The sequence below is a fragment of the Cellvibrio sp. QJXJ genome (assembly GCF_024452345.1).
GTDB lineage: Bacteria > Pseudomonadota > Gammaproteobacteria > Pseudomonadales > Cellvibrionaceae > Cellvibrio.
Genome location: NZ_CP101662.1, coordinates 1,828,451 through 1,852,451, shown reverse-complemented (window position 1 = coordinate 1,852,451; position 24,001 = coordinate 1,828,451). Strand labels below are relative to the sequence as shown.

Below are 24,001 nucleotides of genomic sequence, written 5' to 3'. Positions count from 1 at the left end.
ATAATCTAGAGGAATAAATTGTGACTGTTACACAGAAAATGTTTGCTGTTATTGCTTTGTCTTTGGTTTCATCCGTTTCATTTGCACAAGGCAAAGTAGTTGTTTTGGATCCAACGGGCGCAGTAATGGGAACCACTGCTGCAAAAGCTAAGTTTGATAAACTGCAAAAAAGTGCTGATTTTGCTGCAGCAAAAGCAAAGCTTGATGGTCTTGCGGCCGATATCAAAGCATTGCAAACCGAGTATCAAAAAGACGGCATGACATGGAGTGCTGAAAAACGCGCTGAAAGTGAAAAGAAATTGCAAAGCTTGGGTCAGGATTATCAATTTCAGGGTAAGAAACTTCAGGGTGAGCAGCAGGCTTTAATGCAGCAAATCATGCAAGAACTGGGTCCGAAAATGGAAGCCGTAGTAAAACAACTTGTTGAGTCTGAAAACATCAGCATGATTGTTGATGCAAAGTCAGTAATGATGGCCAAACCAGAAAATGATTTGACTCCAAAAGTCACTGAACTCTTGAACAAAGCCAAGTAAGTATCACGAGCATATGTTGAAACGCTCTTATCAATTGCTTGAACTTGCACAGCGCTTGGGCGCTGTTTTGGTTGGTGATCCAAAGCATGAGATAAGAGCCTTGGCTACATTACAAAATGCCGATGCACATAGCCTTAGTTTTCTTGCCAATCCAGCTTACAAGAAATATTTGAGCTCGACTAAAGCCGGCGCGGTGTTAATTCACCCTGATTTGCAAGACGAGTTCGCGGGCAATAAGTTAGTTACTGCTAACCCCTACATTGATTATGCTCGCGCGTCGTCACTATTTTCACCTTTGCGTGCTCCTGCCGTGGGAGTGCATCCATCAGCTGTGATTGGCCGGGATTGTGTTATTGCCGCCGATGTTTCAATCGGTGCCAATGCTGTCATTGGTGATGCTGTGACCTTGTCCCAAGGGGCTGTTATCGGTCCTGGGTGCTATGTAGGTGATGACACCTCTATCGGTAAGAATACCCGCCTGGCGGCTAACGTTAGCATTTATCACGGAGTTGTGATTGGTGACGACTGTATTTTGCACAGCGGTTGTGTGATCGGTGCTGATGGTTTCGGTTTCGCACCCCAGTCAGGCGGGTGGCTTAAAATTCACCAGCTGGGTGGCGTAGTTATTGGCAATAATGTCGAGATTGGTGCTTGTACCTGTATTGATCGCGGAGCTTTGGATAATACTTGTATTGGCGATGGAGTGATTATCGATAATCAGGTACAAATTGCTCACAATGTCCGTATTGGCAAAAATACTGCAATTGCAGGTCATTCGGCGATTGCAGGAAGCACTATAATAGGCGCTAATTGCACTATTTCCGGTGCAGTAGCAATTGTCGGGCATATAACTCTGGCCGATAAGGTACATATAACGGCCAGAAGTTTAGTGTCCGCTTCGATCAGTGAAGCTGGTTCTTATTCCTCTGGCACTCCGCTTGCGCAAACTAAAGACTGGCGTAAAAATGCGGCCCGCTTTCGTCAGTTGGATTCATTAGCAACACGCTTAATAAAACTTGAACGCAAATAGCGTACATATAATTTCTATTTATTCCTTGGGGTCTAACCATGATGGATGTTAACGAAATCCGTGAATATCTTCCTCATCGCTATCCATTTTTGCTTGTGGACCGTGTTGTAGAGTTGATTGAAGGTGAATCAATTATTGCCTACAAAAACATTACCGTTAACGAAGAAGTCTTTAATGGTCACTTCCCTCAAAATCCAGTTTTTCCAGGCGTGATGATTCTGGAAGCCATGGCACAAGCATCAGGCATTCTCGGTTTTAAAACCATGAATAAAAAGCCTGAGGATGGATCTATTTATTTGTTTGCTGGCGTTGATGATGTGCGCTTTAAGAGACAGGTTGTTCCGGGTGATCGTTTACAACTTGAATCACGCGTTATTTCCGAAAAGCGTGGTATATGGAAATTTGAATGTAAGGCAAGCGTTGATGGTGTACTGGCTGCATCGGCAACTATTTTGTGCGCAGATCGTAAAGTCTAGAGCGACTACTATTGAATTTAGCGAGAAAGTATTTTGATAGATCCCTCAGCAATCATTCATCCTAATGCCAAGCTTGCACCCGATGTGCAAGTTGGTCCATGGACAATTATTGGCCCCGACGTAGAAATTGATGAAGGTACTGTAATTGCCTCTCACGTTGTTCTAAAAGGGCCAACAAAAATTGGTAAGCATAATCGTATCTACCAATTTTCCTCGATAGGCGAAGATACGCCTGATTTAAAATACAAAGGTGAACCTACGCGTTTAGTAGTTGGCGATCACAATGTGATCCGCGAAGGTGTCACTATTCATCGCGGTACCATTCAGGATCGCGGTGAAACTACCATTGGTAGTCATAATTTGCTCATGGCATACGTTCATGTTGGTCACGACAGTGTGATTGGTAATCATTGTATTTTGGTGAATAATGCGGCGCTTGCCGGTCACGTGCATATTGGTGATTGGGCTATTCTCAGTGGGTTTACCCTGGTTCATCAATTTTGCAAGATTGGTGCACATAGCTTCGCTGGGATGGGAAGTGCAATTGGCAAGGATGTTCCAGCGTATGTCATGGTGAACGGAAGCCCCGCAGAAGCAAAAAATATTAATGTCGAGGGGTTGCGTCGTCGCGGTTTTACCAAAGACGATATTGCACTACTAACCAAGGCATACAAAACTATTTATCGTCGAGGTTTAACGCTTGATGAAGCTTTGGCTGAGCTTAATCCGTTAGCAGTTTCTTCACCTGCATTACAAGTGTTAATCGATTCATTGAATGCTTCAACACGCGGCATAGTTCGCTAGCATTTCCTCTTCGCGATTTCCATCGCATCAAGTTTCTACAAACCGGAGGGCTGGGTGTCTGATCACATACACATAGGTATTGTTGTCGGAGAAGCCTCCGGAGATATTCTTGGCGCGGCTTTGATGCAAGAGTTGCGTAAACATTTCCCCAGTGCAGAGTTTTCTGGCATTGGCGGCCCACGGATGTTGGCGCTGGGTTTTCACTCCTATTTTCCGCAGGATCGCCTGGCGGTGATGGGGCTAATTGAGCCCTTGAAGCGATTGCCCGAACTATTGCGCATACGTAAATTTTTGCGTGAACATTTTATCAAGAATCCGCCGGCCGTATTTATTGGCATAGACTCCCCCGACTTTACGATTCCACTCGAAGCATCGTTAAAAGAAAATGGCATTAAAACAGTTCACTATGTCAGCCCCTCAGTGTGGGCCTGGCGACAAAAGCGGATCTTTAAAATTGCGCGCTCTGTTGACTTAATGTTGACGCTACTGCCTTTTGAGGCCAAGTTTTATCAAGAGCACAATGTCCCGGTAGAATTTGTGGGCCATCATTTGGCTGATGAAATCCCATTTGTGATTGATAAGTTTGCTGCGCGTAAATCGCTTGGTTTGCCTGAGCAGGGGCGTATTGTTGCGCTCTTACCGGGAAGCCGTGCGAGTGAAGTAGAGCGTATGGGCAGTCTATTTATGGAGTCGGCGGTCAAATGTCTGGAGCAGGATCCCGGCTTATTATTTGTAATTCCTTCTGCAAGCCCGGATCGCTATCGTCAATTGCATATAGCGCTGAATGATTTTGTTGATTATCCGATTCAATTAATTAATGGGCATTCACATGAAGTGATGGCCGCTGCGGATGTTCTGTTGTTGGCATCAGGGACTGTTGCACTGGAAGCGTTGTTGCTGAAAAAACCGATGGTGGTTGCCTATCGGTTGGCGCCACTAACTTTTAAGATATTGTCCTGGTTAGTTAAAACACCGTGGATTTCGTTGCCCAATTTGCTAGCACAAAAACTTTTAGTTCCCGAGTTGCTGCAGGATAAAGCAACTCCCGAAACCCTGTCCGCAGCGGTAATGAATTATTTTGACAACCCGGAGCAGGCGATAGCACTTAGCGAAACGTTTGCACAAATGCATATTGAACTCAAACGCGATGCCAGTGCACGAGCTGCTGAGGCGATTGCCAGATTAATTCGCACACCGATAATTTAAAAGGTCTAGCTGTGATTGAGCCATTTATCAGTATTTATAAAGGATATCTTTACGCGGGTTGCGATGAGGTAGGGCGCGGTCCGCTGGCTGGGGATGTCGTTGCCGCTGCTGTTATTCTTGATCCCGCTAAACCGATTGCTGGTTTGGACGATTCTAAAAAGCTGACGGAAAAAAAACGTGAGTTATTGTTTGGGGAAATTCAAGCAAACGCAAAAAGCTGGTGCATTGCGCGCGCGTCAGTTGCAGAGATCGACAGCTTGAATATCCTCCAAGCGAGCTTGCTGGCGATGACTCGTGCTGTGCAAGGGTTACACATAGAGCCGGAGCATGTATTAGTCGATGGAAATAAATTACCTAAATGGAAATATGCGGCAGAAGCTGTTGTTAAGGGGGATAGTCGTGTTGCTGCAATCAGTGCTGCATCGATACTGGCCAAAGTGACACGTGATCGTGAAATGATTGTGCTGGATAAACTTTATCCCGGCTACGGTTTTGCTGACCACAAAGGCTATCCCACCAAAGTTCATATGGATGCGCTGGAGCGTTTGGGGGTTACACCTATTCATCGCGTATCTTATGCTCCGGTCAGAGCCAAGATTGAACAAATAGCGTTATTTTAATTTTCTCTCTTTTACTCGCCTAAGAAAATATTATGCCTGCAGCAAATTTTGTTCACTTGCGTTTACACACAGAGTTTTCGCTAAGCGATAGTTTGGTGCGCATTAAAGCGTTGGTTAAGCGTGTGGCAGAACTAAACATGCCTGCCTGTGCTATTACCGATCAAACCAATTTTTACGGTCTAATCAAGTTTTATAAGGCCGCCCAAAGTGCAGGTGTAAAACCGATTGCCGGTAGCGATTTTTGGATCGCCAGTACTGACAGTGAAGGGAAACCGACATTAATTACTCTGCTCGCCATGAATGATCAGGGTTATAAAAATATTATTGAATTAATTTCACGTGCCTGGCGTCAAGGCCAGCAGCAGGGTGTAGCTTATTTACAGCGCGAATGGCTGAGTGAGTTTAGTGATGGTGTAATTGCATTATCCGGTGGCAAGTTAGGTGATGTGGGCATGGCGCTGCTCGGTGGGCGTGCAGCGCAGGCGCAGGAGTTATTACAGGGATGGATGCAGGATTTTCCCGGGCGTTTTTATTTGGAGTTACAGCGCACAGGTCGTGAGAATGATGAAAATCATTTGCATGCGGCAGTCGCCCTTGCTGCCGAGATGAATTGCCCCGTTGTTGCGACGAATGATGTTCGTTTTTTAAAGGCCAGCGAATTTGAAGTGCATGAGGCGCGAGTGTGCATCAGTGAAGGTCGCACGCTTGATGACCCTCGGCGTGAGCGCCGGTATAGCGATCAGCAGTATTTGCGTTCAGCCGAAGAAATGGCTGAGTTATTCAGTGATATTCCTGAGGCAATCGCCAATACAATTGAAATTGCCAAACGTTGCACCATTACCATCCAAATGGGTAAATACTTTTTACCGGAATACCCAGTGCCGGAAGGCATGACGGAAGCAGAGTTTTTCCGCAAAATTTCCCACGAAGGATTGGATCAGCGGTTGGAGCGCATTCTGGATAAGAGCACCGCAGATTATGCTGAGCGGCGTAAAGTCTATGAAGATCGTTTGAATTTTGAATTGGATATTATTAACCAGATGGGATTCCCTGGTTATTTTCTGATAGTAATGGACTTTATCCAGTGGGCGAAGGATCACGATATCCCGGTTGGACCTGGCCGTGGTTCGGGTGCGGGATCGCTGGTTGCCTACTCATTAAAAATTACTGATCTCGACCCACTTGAATACGATTTGCTGTTCGAGCGGTTTCTAAACCCTGAGCGGGTTTCCATGCCGGACTTCGATATCGATTTTTGCATGGACAATCGCGATAAGGTTATTTCTTACGTGGCCGATAATTACGGTCGCGATGCTGTAAGCCAAATCATTACCTTCGGTACCATGGCTGCAAAAGCGGTAGTGCGCGATGTGGCGCGGGTGCAGGGTAAATCTTACGGCCTTGCCGATAAACTTTCCAAAATGATTCCGCCCACACCGGGTATGACTCTCGCACAGGCATTGGAGGAAGAGCCGCAGCTAAAAGAATTTATTGCGGTTGACGGTGATGCCGGTGAAATTTGGGAGATGGCAGTACAGCTTGAAGGCCTTACGCGCAACGTCGGTAAACATGCCGGTGGTGTAGTTATTGCGCCCACTAAACTCACCGATTTTTCACCGCTTTATTGCGATGAAACCGGCGGTGGTTTGGTAACCCAATTCGACAAAGGTGACGTAGAAGAAGCGGGCTTGGTGAAGTTCGACTTCCTCGGGCTGCGCACGCTCACCATTATCGATTGGGCGCGCATTATGATCGATAAGCAGCGCATCAAAAAAGGCGAAGCGCCACTCGATATCAGCGCTATTCCACTCGATGATCCTAAAACCTTTGGTTTATTAAAACGCGCGGAAACCACAGCGGTGTTCCAGTTGGAATCGCGCGGCATGAAAGATCTGATCAAGCGTTTGCAGCCAGATAATATTGAAGATTTAATTGCACTGGTGGCGCTATTTCGTCCCGGCCCCCTGGAGTCGGGCATGGTAGATGACTTTATCAACCGTAAACACGGTCGCGCGCAAGTGGCCTATCCCGATGCAAAATTCCAGCACCAGAGTTTAAAACCGGTTCTTGAACCAACTTATGGCGTTATTGTTTACCAGGAACAGGTAATGCAAATTGCGCAGGTACTTGCGGGTTATACACTCGGTGGTGCGGACATGTTGCGCCGTGCAATGGGTAAGAAAAAACCGGAAGAAATGGCCAAACAGCGCGAAGTATTTGAAAGTGGTGCAAAAAATCAGGGTGTTGACCCAGAGCTCGCAATTAAAATTTTTGATTTGGTGGAAAAATTTGCGGGTTATGGATTTAACAAATCCCACTCTGCGGCTTACGCGATTGTGTCTTATCAAACTGCGTGGTTAAAAGCTCATTACCCTGCACATTTTATGGCGGCGACTATGTCGTCGGACATGGATAAAACCGATAAGGTCGTTACCTTTATCGAAGAATGTCGCACCATGAAATTAAAATTGTTGCCGCCGGATGTAAACTCCGGTGAGTTTCATTTTACGGTGGATGATGCAGGTCGAATTATTTACGGTTTGGGTGCAATCAAAGGCTTGGGCGAAGGCCCGGTTGAATCCATTATTGCAGCGCGTAATGAAGGTGGTCCGTTTAAAGATTTATTCGATTTTTGTGCGCGTGTTGATCCACGCAAAGTAAACAAGCGTGCCTTGGAAGCCATTATTCGTTCCGGTGCTGCGGATAATCTTGGGCCGACAGCCAATACTCCCCAACATAATATTGATCATGATCGTGCGGTAATGTTTGCGGCAATGAGCGAAGCGGTAAAAACTGCGGAGCAGGCGATGGCCAATACCAATGCTGGCATGATGGATTTATTTGGCGCAGTGATGGCGAGTGATGAAAGTAACTCCGATGTTTATGCGGATTTTCGTCGCGTGCGTACCTGGACTATGAAGGAGCGGTTACACGCAGAAAAAGAAACGCTGGGGTTGTATCTTACTGGTCACCCCATCGATGAATATGAAAGTGAATTAACTCACTTGGTGAGTTCGCGTATTTCTAATCTCAAACCGGAAAAGGGCAGCCAAACTATTTCTGGCTTGGTGATTTCCCAGCGTGTGGTGAAAACCAAGCGCGGCGATAATATGGCGATAGTGACACTCGATGATCGTACCGGGCGTATGGATGTCACCTTATTTGCGGAAGTGTTTAATGCCGCGCGTGATGTATTGTTAAAAGATGGTCTTTTAGTGGTGAGCGGGCAGGTTCGTTACGACGACTTTAGCGGCATGCTAAAAATGAGTGCGGACAATATTCGTTTGTTGTCCGACGTGCGTCAGGAAAAAGTGCGTGAGTTGTGGCTGGAATTGGAATCGGGTCTTCTGCCGGCAAATTTTAGTCGCGACCTAAACGATATTCTCGACCCTTATCGCCAGTCACCCCAGCAGGATGCGCGGTGCGCAATTGTTGTCGATTATATTCGCAGCGATGCGCGAGCCCAGTTGCGTTTTGGCAATGAGTGGAACATACGTCCTGAGGATGAATTGTTACAGCATCTACGCGATGCTTACGGCAGTGCCAAAGTGAAGTTGGTGTATTAATCCCTTAGCTTAGCAAGTTCTTAAAACGAGGCTTGCTAAGTTATTTATGTCTTTCAGCCTGCGATGATCGAACTAGACTAACAACAGAGATAACAAAAAATCTGTGTTAACCAGAGTCTGGAGGGAAATACTATGTCATCAATCCTCGTGAAAGATTACATGCAGTCGAATGCCCAAGCTATACCGGCAGATGCCAGTGTGCGCGACGTTGTTGAGCATTTATTGAAGTGGAACGTAACTGGTGCGCCGGTCGTTGACCAACAGCGGCGGGTTATTGGTTTTGTTTCTGAGCAAGATTGCATTAAGGATATGTTAAATAGTGCTTTCTATGCCGAGGACTCTGACAGCGTGACGCGCATTATGCGGCGCGATGTCCTCAGTGTGACACCGGATGCCAGTATTCTGGAGATCGCGGAAACTATGCTGGGTAATAAACCTAAAAACTACCCGGTTGTAGAGCATGGCAAATTAGTGGGATTAATCAATCGTCGTCAGATCTTGCAGGCATTGACTGATAATAACGGCAGCTATTTTTCTCCCAGACGCGGATCCCCCGAGTTCGCGGTCAATTCCAGCGATATTCAATAAACAGCACGGGCGGGCATTGAACCCGCCCGAGTTGTTTTTATGACGCAGTGAATCCTTTATTAATTTGGTGATGATGCCTTTCAAAAGTGCGCAGTAGTCGTGCCGTTGGTGGCGCGAATATCGCTGCAATTTAGTCTGAAAAGATCGACTAAAGCGCCTATTTCGCGTAAGGTAGCGCCCCAATTGTGCCTGCTTGGGTTATGGTTAAAAAGCCAACAATCTCAGGTAGTTGCACTCCCTCTACACGTCAAAATGGTAGTTTCCTACCCGGAACAAGAGCTTGCTATGAATCTGAATTATCTGGATTTTGAACAGCCCATCGCCGAACTCGAAGGCAAAATTGAAGAGTTACAACTGGTTGGCAATAGTTCTGATGTGAACATCGCCGATGAGATTGCAAAACTGCGCGAGAAGAGCACCAAACTCACCGAGACCATTTATTCCAAGCTAACAGCATGGGATATTGTAAAAGTTGCGCGCCATCCATTGCGCCCCTACACCTCCGATTATATTTCCCGCGTGTTTACCGAGTTTGATGAGCTGCACGGCGATCGTCATTTTGGCGATGACGCGGCTATTATTGGCGGTGTGGCCCGTTTGGACGGCAAGCCGGTTATGGTGATAGGCGAAGAAAAGGGCCGCACCGTACATGAAAAAGTGATGCGCAACTTTGGTATGCCGCGCCCGGAAGGCTACCGCAAAGCCCTGCGTTTGATGGAAATGGCTGAGCGCTTCAAGCTGCCGGTGCTGACCCTGATTGATACTCCCGGCGCCTACCCAGGTATTGACTCGGAAGAGCGTGGTATTTCTGAATCCATCGCGCAAAACCTCGCCGTCATGTCGCGCCTGCGTACGCCCATTATTTGTACCGTGATCGGTGAAGGTTCATCCGGTGGCGCCTTGGCAATTGGTGTGGGTGACCAGCTCAACATGCTGCAATACTCCACTTATTTTGTTATCTCTCCTGAAGGTTGCGCCAATATTATTTGGAAAACTGTTGCCAAGGCACCGGAAGCAGCCCAGGCGATGGGTGTTACCTCTAAAATTTTGCAAGACTTGGGTATTGTGGATGAAACCATCCCTGAGCCATTGGGCGGTGCGCATCGCAATATGGACGAGATGGCCAGAAAGCTGCAGGAGCGTTTGGTTGCGCAGGTGGATCGTTTGAGTAAAGAGCCAATTGATGCACTATTGGAGCGCCGCTACCAACGCTTGATGAGTTACGGCAACTAAAACGCCGATAAAAAACTCGCTGGAAATAAAAAAACCGCTGATGAGAGTCAGCGGTTTTTTTATTGTTAGCCAAACCTTTAAGGCGCTTGAATATTAGCGCGGTTTATTGGGTTTGCCCGGGCGATTGTTGTTGCTGAAAGTTTTACCGGCAGGTTTTGTTTTAGGTGCTGCTGAGGGCGCCTTGGCTGTGCTGCGTCCATCAACCGGCTTGGTTCTAGGTTTGGGTTGTGCTGCTATTTGGCTATTAAATTTTTTCGCACTTTCAAATTTATCGCCAAAGGCTTTTGCCGAGGGTTTCACCTGAGCCTTAGTACTGGTACCCGCACGCGGTTTTTGTTGCTGTGCACGCGCATGGGGGTTATTGCCGCTGCGCGGTTTGTTGCGTGCTTCGGTTTGTTCATCGGGAATCAGGGCTGATGAACTGCTGCCAATCAGGTGCGGCTTGCGCATGGCGCGCAGGGCTTCGCGAATGATCGGCCAGTTGGCCGGATCGTGGTAGCGCAACAAGGCTTTTTGCAGACGACGCTGTTCCAATCCCCGCGGGATATTAATTTTGCCACTCTTATAGGTCAGTTTTTTGAGTGGATTGCGCTCGCTCACATACATGGCTGTCGCCAATGACATGGGCGATGGATAAAAAGTTTGCACCTGATCCACTTCAAAATTATTTTTCTTTAGCCAGAGCGCCAGGTTGAGCATATCTTCATCGCGGGTACCAGGGTGGGCGGCGATAAAGTAGGGAATCAAAAACTGTTCTTTGCCTGCTTCCTTCGAGAATTTATCAAACATACGTTTGAACTCGTAGTAGCTGCTCATCTTCGGTTTCATCATCTGTGCGAGCACACCGTCTTCGGTGTGTTCTGGTGCGATTTTTAAATAACCGCCCACGTGATGTGTCACCAATTCTTTTACATATTCCGGGTCGAGCACCGCCAGGTCATAACGTAAACCAGAAGCGACAGAGACTTTGTTGACGCCGCGAATTTTGCGCGCCTCGCGGTACAAATTCGTAGTGTGTTTATGACTGGTGGTTAAATTTTTACAAATAGTGGGGTACACACAGGACAGGCGACGGCATTTGGAGAGCGTCGGCATATCTTTACAAGTAAGGCGATACATATTTGCGGTGGGGCCACCCAAGTCAGAAATATGGCCGGTAAAACCCGGCACCTTATCGCGGATATCTTCAATTTCTTTGAGGATAGATTCCTGCGAACGGCTCTGGATAATGCGCCCTTCATGTTCGGTGATCGAACAAAAGGTACAGCCACCAAAACAACCGCGCATGATATTGACCGAGGTTTTAATCATGTCGTAAGCGGGGATTTTTTGTTTGCCGTAAACCGGGTGGGGTACGCGCGCATAGGGCAAATCAAATACACCGTCGAGCTCGTCGGTTTCTAGCGGAATTGGTGGGGGGTTAATCCAGACTTCGCGGTTTTCGTGTTTTTGAATCATCGGGCGCGCGTTGTAGGGGTTGGCTTCCTGGTGCAAAACCCGCGAGGCGTGTGCATAGAGGGTTGGATCTTTGCGCACTTTGTCGAAGGAGGGCAGGCGCACGTAGACTTTTTCCGCATCCATCATTTCACTGCGGTTTTGCAGCGGCATGGGAATAATGCGAATCGGTTGTGGTTCATTCGGGTCGAGTGCTTTTTCGCTTTCGATTCCCTGTGCCGGGCAGCCAATCGTTTTCAATTGCTCTGCAGCTTCCGGATTTAACGCGGCAATTTGTTCTGCCATTTTGTCCGGATCGAGCTGGCGTAAACCGACTTGTGAATTGTTGATATCAGTTTGTGCGGCATCCACAACCGACTTGCTGTTGTGTTGATACTCATAGGGGTTGGGCAATTTATCGATATTGCCCGGCCAGTCGATGCGTGTGGAATCAATTTCTGTCCAGCCCGCCGGTGGTTCTTTTTTGATAACCACGGTGCCGCGAATACTATCCAATTCTTTAATGCTTTTGCCTGCCGCGAGCGAGTGGGCAACTTCGGCGAGTGCACGTTCGGCGTTGCCATAGAGCAGAATATCGGCAGTGGCATCAATCAATACCGAGCGGCGCACTTCATTGCTCCAGTAATCATACTGGGCGATACGACGCAAACTGGCCTCTATGCCGCCGAGCACAATCGGCACATCTTTGTAGGCTTCTTTGCAGCGCTGGCTATACACAGTGACGGCGCGGTCGGGGCGTTTGCCACCCATACCACCGGGGGTGTAGGCATCGTCCGAACGCAGGCGTAAATCTGAGGTATAGCGGTTGATCATGGAGTCCATGTTGCCCGCGCTCACACCAAAAAACAGCCTGGGTTTACCCAGCGCTTTAAAGGGTTCGGCGCTTTTCCAATCGGGCTGGGCGATGATGCCCACGCGAAATCCCTGGGATTCCAAAAACCGCCCAATCACCGCCATACCAAAACTGGGGTGATCCACATAAGCATCGCCACACACAATAATAATGTCGCAGCTGTCCCAGCCGAGCTTGTCCATTTCGGCGCGGCTCATCGGCAAAAATGGCGCGGGCTTATAGGTTTTGGCCTGGGCGTGGATATTGGGTTTGGGGTAGGAGAACAGGTGTTTAGCGGTATTCATAGGGATGCAACAAGGGGGGAATTAAACCAGCCGCTATTGTCCCAGAATCGCGGCTGGCGAGACAGCATTAATTTTGATCGTTTATTGAGTGGCGAGTTTTTGCTGTACTTCTTCGTAGCCGCCTTCATTGGTGGCATTGCGAAAGCCCATGGCCTGCAGGGTTTCAAGAGCGATGCCGGAGCGGCGACCGGTGCGACAGTAGAGGCGCAGGGTGGCATCTTTATCGGTAGTCACTTCGCTAATACGCGCCGCAATTTCTTCAAACGGTATATGGGCAGCGCCCTGCACGTGGCCGGAGTGAAACTCCTCTGCGGTGCGCACGTCAATCCAGAAGTCATTGGCAAGAATTTGGTTGGACATAATCAGTAGTAAACCTGTGCTAAATAAACGAAAAAGGTGTTGCAGCATAACAAGCTCTCCGCGCAATCTGCCACTAGTGACTGTTATTAGCCTAGGCCACAAATGATTACGCCCGCACAGCGGGCGCAGGTCATTTGTGGGGTGTGTTCAATAATTTGACGCAAAGTCTAGATTATCAAGCGTTCGCCAATAATCTGTCATATTTTCGGCTGAGCATGTCATAAAACTGTTCGCGCACCTGCACTATAGTGTTTTTGAGAGCGGTGATTTGCTCCAGAGAGATATCCTTGCGGCCCATATAGACTTGTTTACGGTAGACGGCGATCTTGGCACCGTACAAACGCAGGCTGCGCTCCAGATTTTTCTCGCCCAACATCAATAACTTGGCTTCGGCTTCCGCCAGCTTTTTAAATTCATCCACCAATTCGCTATTCACGGCTTCCAACTCGGCGCGACGTGTTTGGGGCCAGCGCTCGCCAAACTGGATGGACTCCACTACCAGTGACGAATATTTGGCGAATATGTGCGTCACCGTGCCCACTTGAGTGGACACTTCTTCCAGAATTTGCAGGCGACGATTGTCGCGTGGGTTATTCATGGTCTGGTGATTGGTTTTGCGCAGCACCACCCAAGCGGTCACCGCGGCAATCAATGCGCCCAAGCCGATTTTTAAGGAAGTATCAGTGATTTGTAAAAACAGTTCATTATCCATAGTGCAGTGCCCCTCTGTCAGAAAATCGACGGTTTTGGTTCGTTAGCAGAGGAATTGCAATATGTAGGCCAGCGCGTTATTGATTTATCGCAGGGGTTTTAGCAGCGGCTCCAGGCCATTGAGGCGGATTTCATACATCAAGCCCAGTAGTTGGCCGAGTTTGCCTTTGGGCATGCCCTCCCGTGCCATCCACATAAGATAGTGTTCCGGGATGTCAGCAATCACATGACCAGCGTATTTGCCGTAGGGCATGGGAGTTGTCACCAGCTCTTTGAGCAGCTGCGGGTCAAAAGGGAATTCATCCATCTCAACCACCGGCCAGCTTCACAGTAAAGCCGCGTTTTTCCAATTCGGCTTTGAGTTTGTCGCGCTGGTCGCCTTGGATTTCAATGACGCCATCTTTTAATGAGCCGCCCACACCACAGGTGACTTTTAAGGCTTTTGCCAAGTCTTTGAGTTTGTTTTCATCCAGCGGAACACCGGTGATGGTGGTAACCCCTTTGCCATTGCGCCCGGCTGTTTCGCGGCGAATACGTACTATGCCGTCACCTTGTGGGATCTTGGCGACAGGTTTTTCTTCTTTGATGCGGCCGGTCTCGGTGGAATAGACGAGGCGGGAGTTTTTGTCTTTAGTCATGGCGATGGTGATTCCTGGACAAGAGTCTGGCAATTCTAACGCCACCGGCTGCTAGAATGCGCGCCATATTGAGCGTACAACCTATTTATAAACAGAGAGTGACTATGCAGATTCAGGGTCAATGGGCTGAACCTTGGCAGCCACTGGTGCATGCTTTTGCCGCCAACTTTACCCGGGGCGAGGAGGGAGCAGGCCTAGCGTTGGTGCACCGCGGCGAGTTAGTGGTAAATATCTGGGCCGGCCAACACAGCAATAAGCTGGCAGGCGTGGTGGCCCAGCCATGGCAAGAGGACACCCTGGTCAATATCTTTTCAGCCGGTAAGGGCTTGGTGGCATTGTGTATTTTGCAGCTGGTCGCCCAGGGTAAATTAGCACTGGATGCCCAGGTGGCAGATTACTGGCCCGAATTTGCCCAGGCTGGTAAAGAGCACATCACCATTCGGCAAGTAATTAGTCATCGCACCGGGCTGTCGGCTTTCCATCAGCATATTGCCAATGAGCAAATTTTTGACTGGGCGCAAATGACCCAAGCCATTGTCGCCGAATCCAGCTGGTGGGAGCCGGGCAGTGCCCAGGGTTACTCGCCGTTTATCTACGGTTGGATTTTGGGTGAGCTGGTGCGCCGGGTGAGTGGTTATGCCAGTTTTAACTCGTATTTTCAGGCGCAGGTGGCTGAACCCTTGGGGATCAGCTGTCATTTTGGTGTGCCCGAAAACCAACTGGATAAGATCGCCGATACCGGCCCGCTCAAGCGCCCATTGGGTTCCCCTGCCACCGCAAGCGGCGCCGATAGCATTATGCTCGGCAAAATCATGAAGGCTGACCCGCGTGGAGTCACCAATCGCGCTTTTTCCAATCCGATCAGTTTGATGACCGCTACCAATTCGCGCGACTGGCGCAGTGCACAAATTCCGGCGGCCGGTGCCCACGCCAATGCCCCTGCGTTGGCGCGTATTTATGGTGCTTTAGCCAATGGCGGTAGCCTGCTTGGTGATACAGCCTTGCCTTTGTGTTGGGCGGAGCAGACCTTTGCGCAGGATCAGGTCCTGGGTTTGCCCCTGCGTTTCAGCCATGGGTTTATGCTGTCGCAGCATGATCGCCCTGACTGTCGCTACGGGCGTGGTTCCCGCGCCTTTGGGCACCCGGGGGCAGGTGGTTGTGTGGGTTTTGCCGACCCGGATTACCAACTGGGTTTTGGCTATGTTACCCATCGTATGGGGCAGAGTTTATTGATCGATGAGCGCGCGGTGTCGTTGATCGATGCCGCCTATCAACTGCTGGAGCACAACAATGTCTGACCTTGAAGAACAATTAATTGACGTTCAAACCCGTGTCGCCTACCAGGAAGATACCTTGGTGCAGTTGAATGAAGTGATTACGCGCCAGGACGCTGAAATAATCCAGCTTAAACAGCAGTTGCGTTTGATTGCACAACGCCTCGATGAGCTGAGCACTAACCCGGCGCAAGGCGATACAGAAATGGCAGATGAGCGACCACCGCATTATTAATCCCAAACAGATTTGATCTTGTGAGTGGTTGCCCGCAGGAAAACTTGATAGAAGTTTGGCGCTAAAATCATCTTAATGTCGCGCAACTTCTCATTATTGTTAATAAGTGTGATTTGACGCTTTGTTTCCTGTACGAGCTAAAAAATAGTTGTCTACACTTTGCTGTCGATAGGTGTTTTTTAGATAACAGGGGCGAATTCATTCACCATGCACCACCATTCCACTCCATCGGGTAATCCGGCGCTTTTTTTGTCGGCGCATCCCGCACTTGATAACGGCCTGGATGTCGCCACAAGTGCTCCCTGGAGTATGAATGTGGCGAGTGGTGAGTTGCGTGTTAGCGCGCAAAAAGTTGATTCGCTCGCCGCTTTTTTTTCACCCCTTCATCGCGTAACTGACCTGTTAAACCACTTTCGCAAAGCCGACCGGTATCTTTTTCTGCAAGCGTTTAATGCCGACCCGCTGGATCAAGACTATGATCGGTTGCGTTCGTGCGATGTGCGTCTTTTCGGTATAAGTGGTGAACCGCTAGTGCGTTTTGTGGGGCGCCTGCGTCAACCTGACTTCGAAGCCCCCGACGCAAAAGAACAGGGGCGGTTTTTTGAGGGCGTAATTGTTGCGGCGCAACACTGGTTGGCCAAACCCAGCGATGAATATGCACTGCAATTTTTATCAAGCTTGTTTGCCGATAGCCCCATTCCCAGTTTTATCACCGATAAGCAGGGTGTGATTGTTAATATCAATGAATCCTGTGAGCGACTGTTTCATCTGTCCCATCGTCAGGCTGAGCAGGCTGCTGGCTTCTATTCAATCCTTCGTGACAAACAATTAAACAGCGACCCTGAACTTGCTGCTGCGGTGCAGGCGGTATACCACCAAGGCAAACCACAAACGTTGGAGATGAGCTACTCTCTGGGGAATATTCATCGCAGCCGTTTTATTTGTGATAAGCAGATTCATTTTCGTGTGAGTTTTGTGCCTATTCCAGATCGCCAAGGCAAGGTTGCCCAAGTGTTAGTGCAACTGCAGGACTTGTCCCGTGAGAAAAGTGCGCGCGATGCTTTGCAGGAGAGTGAAGCGAGTTACAAAGCCTTTATCACCAATAGCTCTGAGGCCATTTGGTGTTACGACATGCAGCCGCCTGTGGCGATTGATACCGAATATGAACAGCAAGTAAAACAAATCGCACACAACGCACGTTTGGTAGAGGCTAATAAGGTATTAGTCAACATGCTCGGTGTGGATTCGCTCGACGATATTCTCGGCACAGGCTTGATTGACAGTGGCTCAACAAACTATGTGTTTGATATTCATTTTTTTGTAAAAAATAATTACGTGATGGTGGATCACGACTTTATTCGCCAGGATACACGCGGTAAAAGTTTTTATTTTCAAATTTGCTGTACTGGCATTGTTGAACGCGGTCAGTTAAAGCGAGTATGGGGAACCACTAAAGATATTACCGCCCGCCGCCGCTATGAAGAAAAACTGCGCTATCAGTCCTACCATGATTCTCTCACTGCATTGCCCAATCGCGAAAAACTTTATGCTGATATGCAAGCCTGTTTTGAGCAGCGCAGTGCTGAACAAATCAGCGCGCTATTATTAATTGATCTGGATCGATTCAAGGAAATTAACGATACCTTGGGCCACAATGTGGGCGATCATTTATTGCAGTTAATTGGTCCGCGCCTGGCCAATGAAATGGCGGAAATTCCCGGCACCGTAGCGCGCCTGGGGGGCGATGAATTTGCGGTGTTTTTGCCCCGTATTCGCAGCACGCATCAAGCGGTGGTGTTTGGGCACAGATTATTGGATGCGCTTTCGCAAGAGTTTGATCTGGAGGGTTTTACCGCGCAGATCTCGGCGAGTATTGGCATCGCAATATCGCCCCAGCAGGCACAAGATCAACATACGCTGATGCGCTATGCCGATATCGCTATGTATTACGCCAAAAGCCAAATGCTCGGCTTGGCAATTTACAGTGCGGAATACGATCCCCATTCAACCAAGCGTCTGTCAATTATCAGCGAATTGGGGCGAGCTATTCGCGAAAATCAACTGTGTTTGTATTATCAACCAAAAATTCTGTTGGATGAAAAACGCTGTTACGGCTTTGAAGCGTTGATTCGTTGGATTCACCCTGAGCTGGGGTTTGTGCCGCCAGCAGATTTTATTCCCATGGCAGAGTTGACCACTTTGATCCATCAGCTCACTGCATGGGTATTAGAAAAGGCAATATCCCAGTGCCGCACTTGGCAGGATCAAGGAATGTCGCTGAGTATTGCAGTGAATCTCTCGGCACGTAATCTAATGGATGACAATATTCCCAAGTTGGTGGAGCGGCTGTTGATTAAATATCAGCTGCCTGCCGCGCGTTTGGAATTGGAAATCACTGAAAGTTCGATCATGACTGATCGATCCTACGCGGGCATTGCGCAATTTGGATGCTTTGCATGCGCTCGGTGTGCATTTAGCTATTGATGATTTTGGTACGGGTTATTCGTCGTTGGCTTATTTGAAACGGCTACCGGTACAGACCCTGAAAATTGATAGTTCGTTTGTGCGCAGCATGCTTGAAGATTTACAAGATGAGTTAATCGTTAATTCAACTATTCACTTGGCCCACAATTTGGGGCTAATGGTTGTGGCTGAGGGAGTTGAGAACGAGGCGCTGTTGAATCGCTTAAGTGAAATGGGGTGCGACGAAGCTCAGGGGTTTTTTATCGGTAAGCCCATGTCAGTCATCAATACAAATGAATGGCTGGTCGAATCGGGTTGGGTTAAGCAGCCGCAATAATTGCGGCTGTTTTGCAATCAACGATAAAAAACCTAAGTGTTAATTTAGAAGCCTTGCTGCTGCATTTGCGCTTCAACATATTTCAGCCGCTCTTCAAGCAGTGCAGTGCGGTAGCCATTTCCTTGCGTTAGTTTTAAGGCATTGCGCAATTGGATTTGGGCTCGATCATAAACTCCATTCAAAATAAAATATTCAGCGCGCGCTTCATGCACACCTAAAATATTGCCTGCTAAACCGTTCACTTCTGCCAACAAATACCACACATAGTCATCGTTGCTGCGCTTGCGCGAATAGCGATCAAGAATGTCGGCACACTGTTGGTAAATTCCCGCTTTCATCAAGGCTTCGGCGTGGCGAATAATCAGTGGATGGCTGTTGGGATGTTTCTGTAGCTGGTTCTCAATGATTTCCAGTCCTGCTTTGTAGCGCTCTGCTGCGACTTCGATATCGGCGCGCATGATTTGATAAGTGATGCGTTCCGGTTCTTTTTGCAGCAGTGGTGCCAGGGCTTCGCGCGCTGCATCAAACTGGCTCGATCTGGTCAGTGCCAGTGCCCAGCCATAACGGCTGGCATCGGGATAAGTTGATTCCCTATCCAATTCACTTTTAAACATCCGCGCGGCAATTTGGGGAGTTTCCTCTGCATCTACACGTACCCGGCTGCGCATAAGTTGGAACTCCAAGTCATCCTCCGCAGGCTTGCGTGCGTATTGCATGGCGCGGTTGCGGGCGTCGGCCACCCGGGTTTCACTCACCGGGTGAGTTAGCAGGTATTCGGGGGGGCGGCGATTAAGACGGTTGGCACGCACCATTTCTTCAAACATATCCGCTGCTGCATGGGGGTCGAGGCCGGCTTGAATCATGGTTTGCATGCCTATGCGGTCTGCCTCTTGCTCATTTTGACGGCTAAATGCGAGCGATGCCTGCTGTGCTGCAGCCTGGGTGCCCATAATCGCGGCTACGCCAGCATCGCTATTACTGTTCGCGGCGAGCACTAAGCCCGCGAGCATGCCTGCCAGCATTGGCATCATCATATTTTTTTGTTGTTCCAGGCGGCGTGCATAGTGGCGCTGGCTTAGGTGTCCCATTTCATGGGCAAGTACCGCCGCTAACTGGTTTTCGGTTTTGGCATAGTTGAGTAGCCCCGTATGTACCCCAATGATGTTACCGGGCACTGCAAATGCATTGAGTGTGTTGTTTTGTGCCACAACCAGATCAATGCGTTTATCATCCAACTGGCTATGTGGGAGGAGGCGAGCAAAAAGTTGCTCAAGGTAATCAATAATCAGCGGGTCCGATGAAGTAGGTACCTGGCTGCGATAAGCTCTGAGCCAGCGTTGACCAAGAATCTTCTCTTGCACCGGTGAGATCATGATTGAACTGGTATCACCCAGATTCGGTAGTTCAATCTCGGCATGGCTCGCAAAAGGATTAATAAGCAGGCTGGAAACCAGTAAGGATGCCACTCCAAGCGGCGCGAGCAAGCGCTTGGCAGTCAAGGTAAGGATGCGTTTTAAAAGCGTGGACACGGTAAATATCGGCTCCCGAAGTCGATGGCATGAGTGTTTGAAGCAGACAAAAAATAGGGCGCAACTCTAGCCTTTTTGGCGCGTAAAGAATAGGTTAGCAACCCTTTGAGACCTTCTTTAGGGCGGCTGGTTCGTTGTTGGGTAGAAATTGTTGTTTGAAACGCCGTTTTTAATGCGACATTCCTGAATTTGTCTTGGCCATCTTTGATGTGTATGGGGATGCTCCGAATATGAGTAACTCACTTTGAATGACTCACTTGATTGTTTTATTCTGCCGGTAAATGTTGAATTGGATGCCAAGGGGCTGCGTTGCCCCATGCCGTTATTAAAAGCCAAGCAGGCACTACGCGACTTGAAACCCGCAGAAGTGTTGAGAGTGTTGGCTACCGATGCTGGCTCAGTGCGCGACTTTCAGGCCTATGCCAATATCAGTGGCATTGAGTTGCTGGGGCATGAGGCGCGCGATGGTGTCTACTGTTATTTGCTGAGAAAACCACTTGTATCACCGCCTTGAAAGCCAAGTGGATGAGTTAATCACATATGATCCGTCCGCATTGTCTTGCTGGAGCGATCATGGTACGGCACCCAGAAATCTGGCTGCCTACGAATGCTGAAGTGAGTTTGTTATGCCGATATTGCCTTATCAAATGAATGCGCGAACGTGCCTGGTGCTGCTAACGGCGCTTGCCTTTGCTTTGGCAAGCTCGTTGCTCCTTGCGCAGCAAGAGGATCTACCCAAAGCTGGCTATAGTCCGCTTGCCATAGTTAAAAGCGAAAATGACAAGCGCGACTATCGTTACCTGATATTGGAAAACCAATTGCGGGTGCTATTGATTTCTGACCCCACCACTGAAAAAGCTGCGGCGGCCCTCGATATTCAAGTGGGAGCCAATCAAAACCCGGTTGACCGCACAGGACTTGCACACTTTCTTGAGCACATGCTGTTTCTGGGGACTGAAAAGTATCCCCAAGCCGGTGAGTACCAAGAGTTTATCTCGCAACATGGTGGCCGCTATAACGCATTTACGGCGGCCGAAAATACCAACTATTTTTTTGAAATCGACAAAGATCAGTTAGCGCCAGCGCTGGATCGATTTTCCCAGTTTTTCGTAGCGCCGTTATTTTCCGTCGAATACGTAGAGCGCGAGCGCAATGCCGTGCATTCGGAATACATGGCCAAGTTGAAAGATGATGCGCGCCGTGAATGGGATGTTTATCGCGAATTGATGAATCCTGCGCACCCAGGTGCGAAGTTTTCGGTAGGTAATTTGACAACATTGGCTGATCGCGAAAATAATCCGGTGCGCGATGACATGATCCGTTTTTACGAGCAACACTATTCGTCGCATTTGATGAGTTTGGTGGTGCTTGGCCCGGAGCCCCTCAATAACCTTGAGGCAATGGTGCGCGATAGATTCAGTAGTGTTGCCAAACGCGATATCAGTATTGAAGCAGCGTATCCACCATTATTTGATCCATCAGGCTTGCCTGCAAGCCTTGAAATCAAACCGGAAAAAGAACTACGCCAACTCACCTTTAATTTTCCTATTCCCAATCCCGACCAGTTTTATCGCAAAAAACCTTATGCCTACATAGCGCATCTGCTTGGCCATGAAGGTCGTGGCAGTTTGTTGTCGTTATTAAAACGCTTGGGCTGGGCAGAGGGTGTGTATGCAGGAACCAGTTTGCATAGCCGCAGCGATGCCGTCTTTCAATTGAGTATTCAATTAACACCACAAGGTGTTCGCGCGCGTGATCAGATAGTGTCACTGGTTTTTCATTCCATCGAACAACTCAAAGTGCGCGGTGCATCCTCCTGGCGCTACGGTGAATTACAACAGCTGGCTGATTTGGATTTCCATTATCAGGAAAAGCGGGCGCCAATGGAGACTGTTAGTGCATTCGCTCAAAAGATGAGTCAGTACGAGCCGCGTGATATTTTGCGTGGCGATTATATCTACGCTGATTTTGATGCAAATTTAATTGAAAAAAGCCTGTCATTTTTAAATAGCCAAAATCTACTATTGGTCTTGGTAGCTCCTGATGTCGAACCCTATCGTGTTTCAAAACTCTATTCAGCGCCATTCTCATTGCGGGCGCAAATCCCCGAAATTCTTGAATTAAAGCCTACCGTACGGCAAGAATTATTCCTGCCGGAAAAAAACCTGTTTATACCCAAGCGCCTTTCAGTAAAAGCGGGCTCAATGCTTGAGCAGCGCGGTGCAGTTCAAGATGTGCGTCCCAAGATTATTTATCGCAATTCCAATATGCGTGTCTGGTTTTCACAGGACCGGGAATTTAAACAGCCGCGCGCGCAAATTAACCTGCGTATTAAGTCACCATTAGTGGCTGCCAATGCAGAGGGGGCGGCACAAGCACAATTGTTTGCAGCATTAATTGTTGATCAATTAAATGAGTTTGCTTATCCCGCTAGTTTGGCGGGTATTGATTTTACGCTCACTGCCAACGGGCGCGGCTATGACTTGGGTATATTCGGTTATTCAGGTCGGCAGGGTATGTTGATGAATAAAATTATAACGGCGATAAATGCAGGGCGATTTAAAGAAGAGCGTTTTCTATTGCTGAAAGAAAATTTGCTACGCAGTTGGCGCAACAAAAATAAAGACATGCCTTATCAAGTTCTTGCGCAGCAAATTGCCGCGCTGCAACTGGAACCATCCTGGTCTAATGCTGAGCTTATTGATGCGTTGGAGCGTAAAAGCTTTGAGCAATTTAATCAATTTGTCGCTCGGCAATTAATTGATGCAACGGCAGATGGATTATTTTATGGCAATTATTTCCGTGCGGAAGCCTTGAAGCTGGCCGTATTGGTTGAGCATGAGTTATTAAACCGTCGCGCTGGGCGAGAAGTGTCGCCAGTGGTTCAGTTGATGCTGCCGGAGGATTCCGCAAAACCATGGCTCTACACTCACTCGCTTGATCACAGCGATCGTGTTGTTGAGTTATTTATTCAAAGTCCTTCTGCCTCAGCGGTGGATGCCGCGCATATGATGTTAATCCGGCAGTTGCTTCAGCCAGCGTTTTATCATCAATTAAGAACTGAAAAACAATTAGGTTATATCGTGGGTGTGCTTCCCGCCCCATTGCTGGATCTTGAAAATAGTTTGTTCGTTGTGCAATCGCCCTCTTCGAATGAAGCGGAGATTATGGCGCAGATAGATCTGTTTTTAGATGAACAGGCTTCTATGCTGGCTGATAATTTTGCGATGAATCAGCAGTCTTTAATTAAAAAGTTGCAAGAGCCTGCGCGTTCACTCAAGGAGCAATCTGAGCGTTACTGGGCTTCGATTACATCCTATGACGAAACTTTTATGCGCCGCGATTTATTGGCAGAAGCTGTCGCTGCAATCACTGTTGATTCGCTTAATGGATTTTACGCAAGAGTCTTTCTGAATAAAAACAGACGCCTCTGGCTCACCTCAATAGCATTTGACCAGCGCGATAATTTTTCTGAAATTCAGAGTCTGCCTGCTTACAAAAAACAAATGAATAGAACAGTGATGCCATAATCGGGAATGTTATTTTTTGGGGCGCTCAATGGCGAATGTGCTGCATTTTTGTGCGTTATTTGTTGTGCTTTTAGCCCTAAAAATTATCATTTTTTTTACTGTTTATTGCTTGGTGAAATACAAACCTTAGGTAATAATGCGTTCCCTGTTTTGAGTGCGTGTTTTTCATGGCTTTGAGTTATGAACAGCGCTCGGTGCAGCGATCTGTGCACTAAAGTTGTGCCCCTCCAGAGTGTTACCGTGTTGGCTAGGGCTGGTAAAAAATTCACACTTATG

Annotated in this window: 21 protein-coding genes; 15 read left to right on the top strand and 6 right to left on the bottom strand. The window is 48.3% G+C overall.

Annotation, left to right across the window (positions count from 1 at the left end; translation table 11 throughout):
- Positions 1–20 precede the first annotated feature (20 nt).
- The 9 genes from NNX04_RS07990 (at position 21) to NNX04_RS07950 (ending at position 10,056) form a co-directional block, all read left to right on the top strand.
- Positions 21–533 carry an OmpH family outer membrane protein gene (locus NNX04_RS07990; protein ID WP_225318309.1) on the top strand — a complete coding sequence of 171 codons (513 nt, stop codon included), beginning with the start codon at positions 21–23 and terminating at the stop codon, positions 531–533.
- A 13-nt stretch (positions 534–546) separates the two neighbouring features.
- Complete coding sequence (gene lpxD, locus NNX04_RS07985) at positions 547–1,563, top strand: UDP-3-O-(3-hydroxymyristoyl)glucosamine N-acyltransferase (RefSeq protein ID WP_261948072.1); 1,017 nt, start codon at positions 547–549, stop codon at positions 1,561–1,563.
- A gap of 38 nt (positions 1,564–1,601) precedes the next feature.
- Positions 1,602–2,039 (top strand): 3-hydroxyacyl-ACP dehydratase FabZ, encoded by a 438-nt coding sequence (fabZ, locus tag NNX04_RS07980; protein ID WP_007642969.1) that lies wholly within the window; start codon positions 1,602–1,604, stop codon positions 2,037–2,039.
- Positions 2,040–2,072: 33 nt separating this feature from the next.
- Positions 2,073–2,843: an acyl-ACP--UDP-N-acetylglucosamine O-acyltransferase gene (gene lpxA, locus NNX04_RS07975; protein ID WP_261948071.1), complete on the top strand. Its 771-nt coding sequence runs from the start codon at positions 2,073–2,075 to the stop codon at positions 2,841–2,843.
- A 54-nt stretch (positions 2,844–2,897) separates the two neighbouring features.
- Entirely contained in the window at positions 2,898–4,049 is a 1,152-nt protein-coding gene (gene lpxB, locus NNX04_RS07970) for a lipid-A-disaccharide synthase (protein WP_261948070.1), read from the top strand.
- 14 nt (positions 4,050–4,063) lie between these two features.
- Entirely contained in the window at positions 4,064–4,669 is a 606-nt protein-coding gene (gene rnhB / locus NNX04_RS07965) for a ribonuclease HII (protein WP_040392506.1), read from the top strand.
- Between the two features lie 32 nt (positions 4,670–4,701).
- A complete protein-coding gene (dnaE, locus tag NNX04_RS07960; RefSeq protein ID WP_007642964.1) occupies positions 4,702–8,235 on the top strand; it encodes a DNA polymerase III subunit alpha in 3,534 nt (1,177 codons plus the stop codon).
- A 132-nt stretch (positions 8,236–8,367) separates the two neighbouring features.
- A complete protein-coding gene (locus NNX04_RS07955; RefSeq protein ID WP_040392283.1) occupies positions 8,368–8,823 on the top strand; it encodes a CBS domain-containing protein in 456 nt (151 codons plus the stop codon).
- A gap of 285 nt (positions 8,824–9,108) precedes the next feature.
- Positions 9,109–10,056, top strand: a complete 948-nt coding sequence (locus NNX04_RS07950; protein ID WP_040392282.1) for an acetyl-CoA carboxylase carboxyltransferase subunit alpha — start codon at positions 9,109–9,111, stop codon at positions 10,054–10,056.
- 93 nt (positions 10,057–10,149) lie between these two features.
- On the opposite strand, the gene NNX04_RS07945 is transcribed toward NNX04_RS07950, so the two are convergent.
- The 5 genes from NNX04_RS07945 to yciH all read right to left on the bottom strand — a co-directional run bounded on the left by NNX04_RS07945 (position 10,150) and on the right by yciH (position 14,357).
- Positions 10,150–12,648: a YgiQ family radical SAM protein gene (locus tag NNX04_RS07945; RefSeq protein ID WP_410004082.1), complete on the bottom strand. Its 2,499-nt coding sequence runs from the start codon at positions 12,646–12,648 to the stop codon at positions 10,150–10,152.
- Between the two features lie 81 nt (positions 12,649–12,729).
- Positions 12,730–13,056: a rhodanese-like domain-containing protein gene (locus tag NNX04_RS07940; protein WP_191966408.1), complete on the bottom strand. Its 327-nt coding sequence runs from the start codon at positions 13,054–13,056 to the stop codon at positions 12,730–12,732.
- 127 nt (positions 13,057–13,183) lie between these two features.
- A complete protein-coding gene (locus NNX04_RS07935) occupies positions 13,184–13,720 on the bottom strand; it encodes a hypothetical protein (protein ID WP_007642959.1) in 537 nt (178 codons plus the stop codon).
- 84 nt (positions 13,721–13,804) lie between these two features.
- Positions 13,805–14,026 carry a DUF3820 family protein gene (locus NNX04_RS07930; RefSeq protein WP_007642958.1) on the bottom strand — a complete coding sequence of 74 codons (222 nt, stop codon included), beginning with the start codon at positions 14,024–14,026 and terminating at the stop codon, positions 13,805–13,807.
- A 1-nt stretch (position 14,027) separates the two neighbouring features.
- Positions 14,028–14,357 carry a stress response translation initiation inhibitor YciH gene (gene yciH / locus NNX04_RS07925; protein WP_261948069.1) on the bottom strand — a complete coding sequence of 110 codons (330 nt, stop codon included), beginning with the start codon at positions 14,355–14,357 and terminating at the stop codon, positions 14,028–14,030.
- Between the two features lie 104 nt (positions 14,358–14,461).
- Here yciH and NNX04_RS07920 point away from each other — a divergent pair, with 104 nt between their 5' ends.
- The 4 genes from NNX04_RS07920 to NNX04_RS07905 all read left to right on the top strand — a co-directional run bounded on the left by NNX04_RS07920 (position 14,462) and on the right by NNX04_RS07905 (position 18,666).
- Positions 14,462–15,655: a serine hydrolase domain-containing protein gene (locus NNX04_RS07920; RefSeq protein ID WP_261948068.1), complete on the top strand. Its 1,194-nt coding sequence runs from the start codon at positions 14,462–14,464 to the stop codon at positions 15,653–15,655.
- Positions 15,648–15,866, top strand: a complete 219-nt coding sequence (locus NNX04_RS07915; protein WP_261948067.1) for a SlyX family protein — start codon at positions 15,648–15,650, stop codon at positions 15,864–15,866. Before NNX04_RS07920 ends, NNX04_RS07915 begins: the two co-directional genes overlap by 8 nt.
- A 207-nt stretch (positions 15,867–16,073) precedes the next feature.
- Positions 16,074–18,350, top strand: coding sequence for a sensor domain-containing protein (locus NNX04_RS07910; RefSeq protein WP_261948066.1), 2,277 nt, complete (start codon positions 16,074–16,076; stop codon positions 18,348–18,350).
- Positions 18,334–18,666, top strand: coding sequence for an EAL domain-containing protein (locus NNX04_RS07905; protein WP_261948065.1), 333 nt, complete (start codon positions 18,334–18,336; stop codon positions 18,664–18,666). Before NNX04_RS07910 ends, NNX04_RS07905 begins: the two co-directional genes overlap by 17 nt.
- A 44-nt stretch (positions 18,667–18,710) precedes the next feature.
- On the opposite strand, the gene NNX04_RS07900 is transcribed toward NNX04_RS07905, so the two are convergent.
- Positions 18,711–20,195, bottom strand: a complete 1,485-nt coding sequence (locus NNX04_RS07900; protein ID WP_007642953.1) for a M48 family metalloprotease — start codon at positions 20,193–20,195, stop codon at positions 18,711–18,713.
- A 244-nt stretch (positions 20,196–20,439) separates the two neighbouring features.
- On the opposite strand from NNX04_RS07900, the gene NNX04_RS07895 reads away from it, so the two are divergent.
- Positions 20,440–20,709 (top strand): sulfurtransferase TusA family protein, encoded by a 270-nt coding sequence (locus NNX04_RS07895; protein ID WP_007642952.1) that lies wholly within the window; start codon positions 20,440–20,442, stop codon positions 20,707–20,709.
- Between the two features lie 112 nt (positions 20,710–20,821).
- Complete coding sequence (locus NNX04_RS07890; RefSeq protein ID WP_261948064.1) at positions 20,822–23,725, top strand: insulinase family protein; 2,904 nt, start codon at positions 20,822–20,824, stop codon at positions 23,723–23,725.
- The last annotated feature ends 276 nt before the right edge of the window (positions 23,726–24,001 follow it).